This is a genomic window from Pseudomonas sp. Z5-35 (genome assembly GCF_051131945.1).
Taxonomy (GTDB): domain Bacteria; phylum Pseudomonadota; class Gammaproteobacteria; order Pseudomonadales; family Pseudomonadaceae; genus Aquipseudomonas; species Aquipseudomonas marvdashtae.
This window is the reverse complement of the sequence record NZ_CP071640.1, coordinates 810269-823389: the sequence shown is the minus strand read 5'-3', so window position 1 is coordinate 823389 and position 13121 is coordinate 810269. Positions and strand designations below refer to the sequence as shown.

At 62.3% G+C, this 13121-nt stretch carries 14 protein-coding genes; 5 read left to right on the top strand and 9 right to left on the bottom strand.

What is annotated here, in order from left to right; all coding sequences use genetic code 11:
* Positions 1–139 precede the first annotated feature (139 nt).
* A complete protein-coding gene (locus J3P95_RS03930; protein WP_186641802.1) occupies positions 140–1033 on the bottom strand; it encodes a PA4780 family RIO1-like protein kinase in 894 nt (297 codons plus the stop codon).
* A 210-nt stretch (positions 1034–1243) separates the two neighbouring features.
* Positions 1244–2035 (bottom strand): AraC family transcriptional regulator, encoded by a 792-nt coding sequence (locus J3P95_RS03925; RefSeq protein WP_434578618.1) that lies wholly within the window; start codon positions 2033–2035, stop codon positions 1244–1246.
* Positions 2036–2114: 79 nt separating this feature from the next.
* Here J3P95_RS03925 and J3P95_RS03920 point away from each other — a divergent pair, with 79 nt between their 5' ends.
* Positions 2115–3143: a bile acid:sodium symporter family protein gene (locus J3P95_RS03920; RefSeq protein ID WP_434560841.1), complete on the top strand. Its 1029-nt coding sequence runs from the start codon at positions 2115–2117 to the stop codon at positions 3141–3143.
* Here the strand turns inward: J3P95_RS03920 and J3P95_RS03915 are convergent.
* On the bottom strand, positions 3130–4407 hold the full coding sequence (locus J3P95_RS03915; RefSeq protein ID WP_434560840.1) for an acetyl-CoA C-acetyltransferase: 1278 nt from the start codon (positions 4405–4407) through the stop codon (positions 3130–3132). The genes J3P95_RS03920 and J3P95_RS03915 overlap by 14 nt on opposite strands.
* Before the next feature lie 136 nt (positions 4408–4543).
* On the opposite strand from J3P95_RS03915, the gene J3P95_RS03910 reads away from it, so the two are divergent.
* Both J3P95_RS03910 and J3P95_RS03905 read left to right on the top strand, forming a co-directional pair.
* Entirely contained in the window at positions 4544–5896 is a 1353-nt protein-coding gene (locus tag J3P95_RS03910) for a 3-oxoacyl-ACP reductase (RefSeq protein ID WP_434560838.1), read from the top strand.
* A gap of 2 nt (positions 5897–5898) precedes the next feature.
* Positions 5899–6756 carry a MaoC family dehydratase gene (locus tag J3P95_RS03905; protein WP_434560836.1) on the top strand — a complete coding sequence of 286 codons (858 nt, stop codon included), beginning with the start codon at positions 5899–5901 and terminating at the stop codon, positions 6754–6756.
* Between the two features lie 67 nt (positions 6757–6823).
* Here the strand turns inward: J3P95_RS03905 and J3P95_RS03900 are convergent, their stop codons facing one another.
* The 4 genes from J3P95_RS03900 to J3P95_RS03885 are packed head-to-tail and all read right to left on the bottom strand — an operon-like array spanning position 6824 to position 9073.
* A complete protein-coding gene (locus J3P95_RS03900; protein WP_434560834.1) occupies positions 6824–7381 on the bottom strand; it encodes a DUF4136 domain-containing protein in 558 nt (185 codons plus the stop codon).
* Between the two features lie 20 nt (positions 7382–7401).
* Positions 7402–8010 (bottom strand): DUF4136 domain-containing protein, encoded by a 609-nt coding sequence (locus J3P95_RS03895; protein WP_434578621.1) that lies wholly within the window; start codon positions 8008–8010, stop codon positions 7402–7404.
* A 12-nt stretch (positions 8011–8022) separates the two neighbouring features.
* Positions 8023–8772 carry a methyltransferase gene (locus J3P95_RS03890; RefSeq protein WP_434560830.1) on the bottom strand — a complete coding sequence of 250 codons (750 nt, stop codon included), beginning with the start codon at positions 8770–8772 and terminating at the stop codon, positions 8023–8025.
* A complete protein-coding gene (locus tag J3P95_RS03885) occupies positions 8765–9073 on the bottom strand; it encodes a MazG-like family protein (protein WP_434560828.1) in 309 nt (102 codons plus the stop codon). The genes J3P95_RS03890 and J3P95_RS03885 overlap by 8 nt, the downstream gene beginning before the upstream one ends.
* Before the next feature lie 163 nt (positions 9074–9236).
* Between J3P95_RS03885 and J3P95_RS03880 the strand changes: the two genes are divergently transcribed.
* Complete coding sequence (locus tag J3P95_RS03880; protein WP_003197447.1) at positions 9237–9530, top strand: hypothetical protein; 294 nt, start codon at positions 9237–9239, stop codon at positions 9528–9530.
* A 127-nt stretch (positions 9531–9657) separates the two neighbouring features.
* Positions 9658–11007, top strand: a complete 1350-nt coding sequence (locus tag J3P95_RS03875) for an MATE family efflux transporter (RefSeq protein ID WP_434578623.1) — start codon at positions 9658–9660, stop codon at positions 11005–11007.
* A gap of 4 nt (positions 11008–11011) precedes the next feature.
* Here the strand turns inward: J3P95_RS03875 and J3P95_RS03870 are convergent, their stop codons facing one another.
* Positions 11012–11809: a DUF4123 domain-containing protein gene (locus J3P95_RS03870; protein ID WP_434560824.1), complete on the bottom strand. Its 798-nt coding sequence runs from the start codon at positions 11807–11809 to the stop codon at positions 11012–11014.
* Positions 11806–13116: a contractile injection system protein, VgrG/Pvc8 family gene (locus J3P95_RS03865; protein WP_434578625.1), complete on the bottom strand. Its 1311-nt coding sequence runs from the start codon at positions 13114–13116 to the stop codon at positions 11806–11808. Before J3P95_RS03865 ends, J3P95_RS03870 begins: the two co-directional genes overlap by 4 nt.
* Positions 13117–13121 lie beyond the last annotated feature (5 nt).

The window sequence follows — 13121 nt, the reverse complement described above, 5'->3', positions numbered from 1 at the left end:
AATGCGGAACATCAGACACACCGCATCCGCCGGTTTACGACTGCTTCGCAGCCGAGCGGGAGCAAGCTCCCTCGCCACGGGTCGTCATTTTTCTTAAATGAACCGCATTGGGCCTGGGCCGGGTTTCATGATCAGCCGATTACTGCATCCACGGCGGAGGCGGTTCTTCGGTCTTGCCGGGCGGCGCATCGTCGGCCGCGCGTACAGCCTGGCGACGTTCCTCGTCGAGGCGCGCGGCTTCGATCTCGCGCATGATCCCGCCGACATCCGCCAGCTCTTCCGGCTCGTCGAACTCACCGGTCAACACGCTGGCCGGGTGCAGGGTGCCGGCCTCGAACAGGGCCCACATTTCCTTGGCGTACTTGGTGCGTTTCAGCTCCGGAGCGAACCGGCCAAAGTAGGATGCCATGTTGCCAACATCCCGCTCCAGCATGCTGAAGGCGTGGTTGTTGCCCGCGGCATCCACCGCTTGCGGCAAATCGATGATGACCGGGCCGGTCGGCGTGAGCAGCACGTTGAACTCCGACAGGTCGCCGTGCACCAGACCGGTACACAGCATCAGCACGATCTGGGAGATCAGGAATGCATGGTATTCACGGGCCTGGTCCGGCTCCAGCACCACATCGTTCAGGCGCGGCGCGGCATCGCCGTACTCGTCGGCCACCAGTTCCATCAGCAGCACGCCCTCCAGGAAGTCGTACGGCTTGGGGACTCGCACGCCAGCGCTGGCTAACCGGAACAGCGCGGCCACTTCGGCATTCTGCCAGGCGTCCTCGGTTTCCTTGCGCCCGAACTTCGACCCTTTCGCCATGGCGCGGGCCTGACGGCTGTTGCGGACCTTGCGGCCTTCCTGATATTCGGCCGCCTGGCGAAAACTTCGCTTGTTCGCCTCCTTGTAGACCTTGGCGCAACGTAGCTCGTTGCCACAGCGCACCACATAAACAGCTGCTTCTTTACCACTCATGAGTGGGCGCAGCACCTCGTCGACCAGACCGTCTTCGATCAGGGGTTCAATGCGTTTTGGAGTCTTCATCAGCTTTTATTCTGGGTCCTTTATTACCAAACACGCGAATGACAGGTCGTTATACGGCAATCCTCCCCTCTCGGGGAGGGGGGCCGACCTATGAACCTCGGATGCACACACTGTGCCGGCTCAGATCAACCGAGCCAAATCATAGCCGAGACCGGGTGCGGCGCTGCTAAATGAATATGCAGGCATTTGCGACAAGAGCTGACAAATGGATCAATGCTTGAACAGTTCGCCCGGTGTAAAACCGAACAGCCCCTTGAATGCCGCAATGAAAGCGGACGTTGATTCATACCCACAGGACAACGCCGCGCCGGTCACGCTGTCGCCTTTTTCCAGCGATTGCAAGGAAGACAACAATCGCATGCGCTGGCGCCAGGCGCGGAAACTCAGACCGGTTTCACGCTGAAACAACCGCATCACAGTCTTTTCCGACGTGCCCAGGCGTTCGGCCCAGGCTTGCAGCGTCACGCTGCCTTCAGGCTGTTCGATCAATTCATTGCACAGTTCCAGCAAACGAGCGTGACGGGGCAATGGCAGGGAAAAGCCCACTTCCGGCAGTGCTGCCAGTTGATCCAGCAGAACCTGGGCCAGGCGTGCTTGCTCGGTATCGCCCTCGGGGTACGTGGCGGGAAACTGACAGAACGCCTTGATCAGCTCCCGCGCCAATGGCGTGACTTCCAGCACCCGACAGCGGTCCTCGGCCCACGGGCACGCTTGGCGATGGACGTAAAGACTGCGCATTTCCGCGCGCATGGAGGACACGACATGATGCTCCAGGTCCGCCGGAATCCAGATCCCCCATTGCGGCGGCGCAAAGAAACTCCCCTCGGCGGTATGGACGCCGAGCACGCCGCTGATCGCATAGGAAAATTGCACCCAATCGTGGCGGTGAACCGGCGTCCATGATCCGGCGTTCAAACTTTCGACCCGGGCATAAAGCGGCCTGGGCAGTTCCGTCAGGTCGGGAATGCGTCGTTCGAGCTGTTGGTGTCCGTTAGTCGGCATTGATTGGCCTTATGTCGCAAGACGACTGTGTAAGGCGACGTTAGGCTAAGTCGACTTCTCTTTCAACGCGCGGTGGCTTATGCACATCCTCCAACATCTCAAACGCATGGTGACCGACTGGTTCCTCTGCGGCATGTTGCTCGCCACGCTGCTGGCTTACTTTTTCCCCCGCTTTGGCGCCACTGGCGGTGCCATGCATGCCGAGTGGGTGGTCAATATCGGCATCTTCGTGGTGTTTTTCCTGCATGGGGTCAATCTGTCCGGCGAACAGATCCGCCATGGCTTGAAGAACATCCGCCTGCACCTGATGGTGCAGGGCTTTACGTTTGTCGTGTTTCCGCTGATCTGGTTGCTCAGCAACTGGTTGTTGCGCAGCCATGTGCCGGCGCTGTTGATGCTGGGCTTCTTCTATTTGTGCGCGCTGCCGTCGACCATTTCTTCGTCAGTGGCCCTGACCGGCAGCGCGGGCGGTAACGTGCCGGCGGCGATTCTCAATGCCAGCCTGTCCAGTGTGCTGGGGATTTTCCTGACACCATTGTTGGTCAGCCTAGTGGTCGGCAGCGGTGCCGGTGGCATCGACCTGGATCCGACACTGCTCGATCTCTGCCTGATGTTGCTGCTGCCGCTGGTGCTCGGGCAGTTCCTGCGGCGCTGGCTGGGCGGTTTTTTCGCCCGCTACAAACGCTACACCAACGTCATCGACAAGCTGGTCATCCTGCTGCTGGTCTACGCGGCGTTCTGTAATTCGATGGTGTCGGGGATCTGGCAGCAGCAAGGCAATAGCGTGCTGCTCAGCGCGGCACTGGGCAGCGCCGTGTTGTTGGCCGTCATTTTGTGGATGACCACCCGAACCGCCCGCGCCCTGCGGTTCAGCAACGCCGATGAAATCGCTGCGGTGTTTTGTGCCAGCAAGAAATCCCTGGCGGCCGGGGTGCCAATGGCGGCGCTGATCTTCGGCAACAACCCCGGGCTTGGGCTGATCCTGTTGCCGATCATGATCTATCACCCGCTGCAATTGATCGTTTGCTCGATCCTCGCCGAACGCTACGCCAGCCGCCAGCGAGCGCAAGCGACTCGGCCGCGCGAAGCCATCGTCAGCGCTCGATAATCGCCGTCACACCTTGGCCGGCGGCCGCACAGATGGATATCAGCCCCCGGCCCTTCCCCGCCGCGTCCAGCAATTTGGCCAGGTTGGCGACGATCCGTCCGCCGGTGGCGGCAAACGGGTGACCGGCCGCCAGTGAGCTGCCTTTCACGTTCAACCGGCTGCGGTCGATGGCACCCAGCGGCGCGTCGAGGCCCAGGCGGGTCTGGCAATAGTGCGCGTCCTCCCAGGCTTTCAACGTGCACAACACCTGGGCGGCGAATGCCTCGTGAATCTCGTAGTAATCGAAGTCCTGCAACGTCAGGCCGTTGCGTGCCAACAGCCGTGGCACGGCATAGACCGGCGCCATCAGCAAGCCTTCGGCGCCATTGACGAAATCCACCGCGGCCGTTTCGCCATCGCGCAGATACGCCAGGATCGGCAGCCCGCGGGCCTTGGCCCATTCCTCACTGCCCAACAATACCAGCGAGGCGCCATCGGTCAGCGGCGTGGCGTTACCCGCCGTCAATGTGCCCTTGGCGCTTTTTTCGAAAGCCGGTTTCAGCGAGGCGAGCTTTTCCAGGGTCAGGTCCGGACGCAGGTTGTTGTCGCGGGTCAGGCCGAGAAAAGGTGTCATCAAATCGTTGTGCCAGCCTTCGGCATAAGAAGCGGCCATTTTCTGATGACTTTCCAAAGCCAGCTGATCTTGTTCTTCGCGCAGAATCTGCCACGTCTGTGCCATCAATTCGCAGTGTTGCCCCATGTTCAGGCCCGTGCGCGGTTCGTTGATGCGCGGCAGGTCGGGGACCAGATGCTGGGGGCGCAATTGCAAGAACGCCTTGATCTTATCGGCGGTGGTCTTGGAGCGGTTGGCTTGCAGCAGAATCCTGCGCAGCCCTTCATTGACGCCGATCGGTGCGTCGGAGGTGGTGTCCACGCCCCCGGCGATAGCGCTGTCGATCTGGCCCAGGGCGATTTTATTGGCCACCAGCAGCACGGTTTCCAGGCCAGTACCGCAAGCCTGCTGTACATCGTAGGCTGGAGTGCTCGGCGACAGCCGCGAGCCAAGCACGCATTCGCGGGTCAGGTTCATGTCCCGTGAAAACTTCAGCACCGCCCCCGCTGCCATTTCGCCGATATGCTCGCCGTGCAGGTTATAACGCTCGATCAAGCCCTCGAGCGCGGCCGTCAGCATTGCCTGGTTGCTGGCGGTGGCATAGGGCCCGTTGGAACGGGCGAAAGGAATGCGGTTACCGCCGATGATCGCGACGCGGCGTAGCTGTGCCATGGAAAACTCCCTGTGTATGCCCGAAACTGTCAACAATAGCCTGCCCCGGCCTCAGCTTAGGCTTTATCCAGGCGATCGAACGACTGATTGCCAAACATGGTCCACACTTGGAACCTCATCAGCCGGAGTGTGTTCCATGTCAGACCGTTACATAGACTTCGCCAATTCGCCCATTGGCCTGCGTCTGGTTGGCGCTCTCGGCCTGCCATCGCCGGTACGCCTGGAGCGTTGGCAAGCCGGGCGCCTGCGGCCAATCGAGGGCGCCCTGCTGCTGGGCGGCGGCCCGTTGGCCGAACAGGTCGGCGCGTTCGCCAAGCGCCTGACCGACGCCATTTTCATCTACGGGGGCGAACCGACGCTGGCGACCGAATGGATTCCCGGCCACGGCCCGAAGATCAAGGCGGTGGTGTACGACGCCAGCCATCTGGTGCAGGTTGACCAGCTCAAGCAGCTGCGCGAATTTTTCCAGCCACTGATGAAAAACCTCGACCACAGCGCCCACGTCGTCATCCTCGGCCGCACCCCGGAAAGCCTCGGCGATCCGTTTGCTGCCAGTGCCCAGCGGGCCTTGGAAGGTTTCAGCCGCTCCCTGGCCAAGGAGCTGCGCAACGGCGGGACGCTGCAATTGCTGTATGTCGGCGACGGTGCCGAAGCGCAGCTCGAAGGCGCCCTGCGGTTCTTCCTGTCGCCGAAAAGCGCCTACGTTTCCGGTCAAGTCATCCGCCTCAAGGCCTGTGAGACCCAGGTCCAGGATTGGACTCGACCGCTGACGGGGCTCAAGGCGCTGGTTACCGGCGCGGCGCGCGGCATTGGTGCGTCCATTGCCGAAACCCTCGCCCGTGATGGCGCCGACGTGATCCTGCTGGACGTTCCGCAGGCCAAGAGCGATCTCGAAGCGTTGGCTGCGCGCCTGAGCGGGCGCAGCGTGACGCTGGACATCTGTGCCGAAGACGCAGCCACGCAGTTGATCGGACATTTGCCCGACGGCGTCGATATCGTGGTGCACAACGCCGGCATCACTCGCGACAAGACCCTGGCCAATATGACCCCGGAATTCTGGGATGCAGTACTGGCGGTCAACCTCAACGCGCCGCAAGTGCTCACCAAGGCCCTGCTCGACAACGGCACCCTGCGCGATAACGGCCGGGTGATTTTGCTGGCGTCCATCAGTGGCATCGCCGGCAATCGCGGCCAGACCAATTACGCCGCAAGCAAGGCCGGGCTGATCGGCCTGGCACAGGCCTGGGCGCCAGCCTTGCAGGCGCGAGGGATCAGCATCAATGCGGTGGCGCCAGGCTTCATTGAAACGCGCATGACCGCCGACATTCCCTTTGGCCTGCGCGAAGCCGGGCGGCGCATGAGTTCGCTGGGCCAGGGCGGCTTGCCTCAGGATGTCGCCGAAGCCGTGGCCTGGCTCGCCCAACCGGGAACCGGCGCCGTCACCGGACAAGCGCTGCGAGTCTGCGGACAAAGCCTGTTGGGGGCATGACCATGACGATCCAATGGCATGAAATAAACGCCGCGCCGTCGATGTCCGGGCTGTACGCAAAGGCCGCGACACGCCGCAAGATAACCGGTACCACGTTGCCGGACGTTGGGCTGCGCCAGATGATCCAAGTCGATCGGCAACGCCTGGCGGCGTATCGCAAGGTCTGCGGTTTCGCTGAAAGCGGGCTGCTGCCGCCGACTTATCCGCACGTCCTGGCGTTCGCCCTGCAAATGCAACTATTGACCGACCGGGACTTCCCGTTCCCGCTGCTGGGGCTGATCCACTTGAGCAACCGCATCCGCGTGCTACGGCCCATGGGCGGGGTCGGTCAGGTACGGGCCAGCGTCAACGTCGAAAACCTGCAACCCCATGCCAAGGGTGCGGTGTTCGACCTCGTGACCCGTATCGAGGATCAACTGGGACCGCTGTGGGAGGCCGAAAGCCAGATGTTGTGCAAGGGCGTCCAGCTTGATGGTGCCTTGGTCGAAGAGCCACCGCAGGTCGAGCACGAGTTGGCCGAAGTGGCGCGCTGGACCGCACCGGCTGACATTGGCCGGCAATACGCGAAGGTGTCCGGTGACTACAATCCGATCCACCTGAGCGGCGCCAGCGCCCGTCTGTTCGGTTTCCCTACCGCCATTGCCCATGGTCTATGGAACAAGGCGCGGACCTTGGCGGCGCTGGATGCCCATTTGCCTGAGGCCAACGTCGAGATCGACGTGACCTTCAAGAAACCGGTACGCCTTCCCAGCGAAGTGACGCTGCTGGCGAGCGCCGCGGGGTCCAGCGGGAAGCTGCGATTGGTAGGCGCTGGGGAGCTGGAACATATGATCGGGGCGTGGCGGCCGGCGGTGGCCTGAGCCACAGACGGCTTTCGCGATAAATCCTCTGTCGGGAGCTGCTCGCCCCCAACGAGAATTTTCACGATCAGCGTGGTGGATAATTGGACAGGATCCGCCCCACCGTCTCGCGCACCTTGGTGCTGCGATCGGTCGGGTTGGGCGAATTGCCCAGCAGTTGCTCGTCGCTGCCGCGCCACACCAGCTTGCCGTCCTTGCCATCGAGCAAATCGATCTGCACCGTCGCGACCCTGTAGCTGACGTTGCGGGTTTCGTTGTACATCGGCCCGCCCCAGTAACCATTCCAGGGACCGCCCCAACCGCCACCGTAATGGGTCGTCACCTGCTGCTGGCGATCCTCGACAATCAGGTAGGCCTGGACTTGCACATCGCCCCGGGCACTGGCAGGCGCCGGTCGCAGGCCGCGTTGGTCGAGTTGATCGGCAACGGCCTGGCGGATCCGCTGCTCGGTCAGGTCGCTCTGGATGCGCGGGTCGTCGGGGCGATACTGCAACGCCGGCTCTTTCCAGCTCCAGCTGCGGTAGGCGGCGAAATCGCGGCTGGTGTCAAAATCATGGTTGACCTGATTGGAAGCACAGGCGCCAAGCAACAGGACAAGGGCAAACAAGGCAAGACGGCGAAACATGGTTTTTCTCCGTTGCGTAATCAACTGGGGGGATAAGCCGACATGGCCTTTTCCACCGCTTCACGAATAGCATCGGTGCGCTCGCTCTGATGGCCTCGCTGGCTCGTCTCGGCACTGGCGCTCCATACCGGCTGGCCATTGCGGGCATCGAACAGATCCACCCGGACCACGACGACCTGTTCCTGGTAGGTGCGCACCATCGGAACGGTGTTGTACATGCCATAGCCTGGGCCGTAGCGGTTGTAGCCGCCGTAATAACCGGAATCATAATCTTCCCGAACCTGGCGGATGCGAGTCTCCAGGCGCAGGTCGGCACTGACGAAAAGGTCCGCCGGCCGATTGTCATGCAATGGGCGCAAGCCACGCTGGTCCAGGGCTTCGCTCACCGCCTCGGCCACTTGGGCCGAATCCGCCCAGGCCGTGCCGGGTGGCAGCCGACCATTGAGCCAGGCCCAACTGCGGTAGCGCCCATAGTCACGGGGCGGCGCCGGATAGGCGCTGCGATCGAACACCTTGGCGGCCTCCGGCGGAGCCGGCGGCAACGGATTGGATGTCGCCACATAGGGGTTGCTGCCCTGGCAGGCTGCCAGTCCCAGGCACAACACCAATAACCCTGAACGACCTTTCATTTCGCTCTCCAGTCACACCGGACGGCAGACCCAGTGCAGATAACGTCCCAATCCGGCAAACGCCGGATGGCGACGGTGAGCCAGTTCCATTTCCAATAACTGCGCAAGCTCTACGCGCCCCTGGAACTCCACCGGCATGTAGTCATGAAAAACCCGCACGCCGCTGTGGATTTCGACCTGCCACAAGCCTTCAAGTTGCGCCGCCAGTTCCCGCGGATCAAGGGGTTGTTGCGGCGTCAGGCTCTGTTTTTCGCCAGCCATGTCGTTTTTGCGCAATTTTCGAAAATGCCCCTTGAGCAGGTTGCGATAAACCAGCGCGTCACGGTTGTAGAAGGCCAGGGACAACCAGCCGCCGGGCACCGTCAGTTGATGCAGCACGGGCAGGATCGCGTGAGGCTCGGCCAGCCATTCGAGCACCGCATGGCACAGCACCAGGTCGTAAGGTTCGGTGAGCTGGCCGAGCAGATCCTGCCACGGCGCCTGGATGAATGTTGCGCTCTGGCCGGCCTCGGCAAACCGCTGGCGGGCGCCTTCGAGCATGGGCTCGGCCGGCTCGGCCAGGGTGACCTGATGGCCCCGCTCGGCCAGCCACAACGACATGTGTCCAAGCCCCGCGCCAATGTCCAATACCCGCAGCGGGCGGTCTGGCAAGGTTTCAAGCAGATCGGCCTGGAGCACGGCCAGACGAATCGCGCCCTTGGCGCCGCCGTAGATTTTTTCAGCGAAGCGCGTGGCGAGCTGATCGAAATGACGGTCACTCATTGGCGAACCGCCGCTCGCTGTCGGTCAACTTGCTGCGTACCACGGCGTCCATGTCCAGCCCCAGTTCGCTGCAAAGCAACAGCAGGTACAAAACGATATCGCCAATCTCCTGCCCGGCATGGGCCAGTTTATCCGCCGGCAATTGGCGCGACTGGTCCTCGGTCAACCATTGGAATATCTCCACCAGCTCAGCCATCTCCACACTGGCGGCCATGGCGAGGTTTTTCGGGCTGTGAAATTGCCGCCAATCGTTACGGTCACGTATTGCGTGCAGGCGTTTGGTCAGTTCAACAAGGTTCATCGGGCTCTCCTGGATGCGCATAGCTTCGGGGGATGATGGGGGGAAGGCAAGCGTCTCGGTACGAAGCGGCGAAATACCCCATAATCGAACCATCGCAGCCGCCATCGCTCCTACTATCAGGAGCCCAGGCTCGATTTCGATCCCCCTTCATCAGGATGCACACATGCAGGTAGAAAGCTTTTTCGAATGGCTTGGCCAGGCGCTCGGTTCGGTGATCCGTTTTATCGTCGATCTGCTCAGCGGCCTGTTCAATACCCTGGCCAATGCCGGCGGCAACTTCGTCGATGGTTTGTCCCGCACCCTCGGCATGGACACGTCGATCATCAGTATCATCGCGCTGATCCTCGGCCTGATGCTCCTGTACTCAGCCATCCGCGCGTTCATGCGGGCGTCGATTGTGATGGGCATCATCTGGCTGGTACTGGGGCTGTGGTTGTTGAGTTGGATCATTCACTAAAGCGCTGATCGATCCCGAGCCGAACACCCTCGTGGCGAGAAAATAAATCCCCTCGCCACAATCAATCCGAACGCTGAGGAACGACTAACTGGAAGCCGCTACAATCGCGGTCCATCCAGGAGCCACCATGTCCAACCTGATCGCCGACTGGCGCGACCGCCTCACCCATCGCCGGGTATGGGCGCTGGCCGCGCCGATGATTCTCTCGAACATATCCGTGCCGCTGGTAGCGCTGGTCGACAGCACTGTCATCGGCCACCTGCCGCATGCCCATCAATTGGGCGCGGTGGCGGTCGGGGCGAGTCTGTATACCGTATTGGCCTGGGCCATGGGTTTCCTGCGCATGGGCACCACCGGGTTCGCCGCCCAGGCTGCCGGGCGGGGCGACGGGGCGGCGTTGCGACAGGTGTTGCTGCAAGGACTGCTGCTGGCGATGGGGCTGGCGATTATGCTCGGCGCGGTGGGCGTGCCGCTGAGCAACGTCGCGTTGCATTTCATGCAGCCATCGGCCGAGCTTGATCAACTGACTCGGGATTTCTTTCACACGCGACTCTTCGGCTTGCCCGCGGCGTTGGCCAGCTACGCGCTGGTGGGCTGGTTTCTCGGCGCCCAGAATGCTCGCGCACCATTGGTGATCCTGCTGGTCACCAATCTGGTGAACATCGCCTTGAACCTCTGGTTCGTCATTGGCCTGGATTGGGGCGTAACCGGTTCGGCGCGGGCGTCAGTCATCGCCGAGTGGACGGGCGCGCTGGTGGGCTTGGCCCTGGCCCGCCACACGTTGCGCGCCTGGCCAGGACGAATCGCCTGGGCGGCCCTGGGGTTGTGGCAGAGCTGGCGACCGTTGCTGGCGGTGAACCGGGACATTTTCATCCGTAGCCTGATCCTGCAATCGGTATTTTTCCTGATCACCGTGCAGGGCGCCCGCCTGGGGGATGCGACGGTGGCGGCAAACGCCCTGCTGCTCAATGGCTTGCTGCTGACCGCCCATGCCCTGGACGGCCTGGCCCATGCCGTCGAGGCGCTGTGTGGCCACGCCATCGGCGCCCGGGATCGCCTGGCGCTGCGCCGCTCGCTGGTGATCGCCTGCGGCTGGTCGCTGATTGCAAGCGTCGGATTTGCCTTGCTGTTTCTGCTCGCTGGGCATTTGTTCATCGATATGCAAACCAACATCCCCGATGTGCGCGACACCGCTTACCACTACCTGCCTTACCTCGCAGCGCTGCCGTTGATTGCGGTGTGGAGCTATTTGCTTGATGGCTTGTTCATCGGCGCCACCCGCGCCCGGGAAATGCGCAACGGCATGTTGCTGACGCTATTGCTGGCGTTGCCATTCGCCTGGGCGCTGCAAGGACTGGGCAACCACGGACTGTGGATCAGCTTCCTGTCGTTCATGGTATTGCGCAGCCTGACGCTCGGTGCCGTCGCCTGGCACTTGCACCGGCGCGATGGCTGGCTCGACGCAACCGCTCGATGAAGGCTCAGCCTTGATCGTCCTGCCACAGCCGACGCAGATGGTCGAGACGTTCTCGCTGCGAGCCGCCCACCAGCCCTGGCACTGGCCGGGCATCGGGATATTGCAGACGTAACCACAACCAGCCGTCGATAACGGCCTGCTCGCTGAACCCCAGCGCCCGGCCTTGTTGCAGATACTCCCAGAGCACCCAATAGTCATGCCCCGTGGAGCGGGACCATTGCCAGACGTGACGCTCCAGCAGGCACTCCTGCAATCTGATCTGCTGTCCGTCGCTGAGGCCATGCTCGGTCTCCAGCGCCGGCACCGGCAGCCTGGGATTAGAGAGTTGTTGCCAACCGTGGCAGCCCGTCGCCCGGTCAGCCCAGGTACCACCGAACCACCGCAACAGGCTGATCGGCCCGAGCCAGCAGCTGAGCTCCCGAGGATCGCAACCATCGAAGAAATAGCTGGCGGTGTGCGGGTTGTAATAGTTCAACAGAGCCTTGTGGTGAAGGCCAAGCGTCACGATCAACATGCGACGCAAATGCGCCAGCAGCGACTCGACTGGCGTCGCGCTCACCAACAGCAGCCCTGGCCAGGACTGGGCGTCCAATCGGCACAGGCTGGCCAGCGCAGGCGACTTGCGCAAATCCACCAACAACGGGCCGTGCGTCTTCAATTCATCGAACTCGGTGTCTTCGAGCAGGGGGAACCGTCGCGCCTCTCTGAACTGCTCCCGCAGGCGCTGCGCAGCCTCCGGCGCGCCCGGCACATCGAGCAGCAACCATTGCGGGGCCGGGCCAGGCAGCATTGCGACGTTCATGGAGCAGCGCCCGCGCCGTGCCGCGTCAACATGCGGCACGTACACACTGGCTCGGCACAAGGGCTGAAGCGCCCCCCGCCGGGCAACAGGCAAAGCAAGACCAGCGGCTCGCCTCCCTGGATCGCGGACAATAAGGATGTATCGACTCCAGACGGCTCCGAGGACGTTAGCGAGGACGCGTTCGACGAGACCGTTTGTGGCGTCCGGGCGTCGGCAGGAGCGCCGAGAAATGCGCAGACCAAGGGGCGATCAGGATCGCCCTCGATAAAACTCACCAATACTTCGGTGCCTTCGCAAATGGCCCCCGCACGGCGCGACGCCAACTCGGGCGCCAATGGCAGCCAACAATGGCTGGGGCTGGCCCCCTCCCCCTGATAGGCCCAGTCGAACTGAACCGCCACTCGTCCGGCCAGCGGTGGTTCATCGACCACCACGACCCATCCGCGTTGCCTGCTCACCATGACGGGCTTGGCTGGCACCCTGTCCGCCACGAAAGGCCACTCCCAGGGAATGGCCCGGAAATGATTGCCATAGATGCCGGACTGACCTCGGTGCTCCACCTTGGTCAATCGCCAGAGCTGGTTGCGTCTTTCGAATGAATGGGCCGTCAGCGACAGAATCTGCTCGGCACGCAAGTGCATCAGATCGCTGCGCCCTTGTGCCACCGGCACTCCCGAAGCGTCAACCTGTACCCTGAAGGCCTGCACTGCGCAGGTTCGCCCTTCATCGCTGCAAACCGCTTTGCCTGCTATGGGAACGCCGACCACCGTGTCAGCGAAAACCAGGCAATGCCGATCCCGAGTGTGTTCGAAATGGAAGTGAATCCCTGCCTGGGCGCACACCCGTTGCAGGAAGTGCAGGTCCGATTCTCGGTATTGGGTGCACAGATCCTGCGGCGGATATTCGCCGCTCAGGTCCAGGCATAGATTGCGACCACCGATGCCATGCCCCTTGAGCACCTGGCGAATGATCTGCGGCACCGAACAAGCATTGAACACTCGTTGGCTGAAGCGCTGGGCGAGGCACGCCAGCTTCGGCCCGATGCGAACACGACAGGCCTCGCCATGCCGGTGGACAATCTCGTGAAGCTGTCCATGGATGCCCCGATCCGGCGCCCCGAAACTCAACCATACGTCGCGGTACAGCAAACCCGCCAAGTCCAGGGTCAGGTCGCCGAGCACCAGTTCCACTTCGAAAACAAACGGTTCGCTGATGGCTTCAAGGCCGGTGAAGGCCACGACGATAAGCGCTTCGGACAAACCGGCTACCTCCAGACGAAATGATAACTCGCAGGCTGGATCGGACATCGGCG